The sequence below is a fragment of the Stenotrophomonas sp. SrG genome (assembly GCF_050031795.1).
GTDB lineage: Bacteria > Pseudomonadota > Gammaproteobacteria > Xanthomonadales > Xanthomonadaceae > Stenotrophomonas > Stenotrophomonas rhizophila_A.
The window spans coordinates 1-230 of sequence record NZ_JBNBBE010001756.1; the positions used below are offsets into that span (position 1 = coordinate 1).

General features: G+C 64.8%; 1 protein-coding gene. It reads left to right on the forward strand.

The features are described 5' to 3' along the window. Nucleotides 1–230: polysaccharide deacetylase family protein (locus tag ACQG3P_RS25285; protein ID WP_426806573.1), on the forward strand; the 230-nt coding region annotated here is incomplete at both ends.

The following is a 230-nucleotide window of genomic DNA, read 5'->3' on the forward strand; positions in this document are numbered from 1 at the left end:
CTTCGAAGTGCACTGCCACACCCACACCCACACGCGCTGTAAGAAGCAGGACCTCAGCCGCGAACAGAAACGCGAAGGCATCACCCGCGACCTGGAATTGGCGCGCGGCGTGCTGCAGGAACAGCTCGGCGAAGTGTCCGACACGCTGTGCTGGCCCTACGGCGATTTCGTCGAGGACTACCTGCCCATCGCACGCGCGCAGGGCTTGCGCTACCTGCACACCACCCACC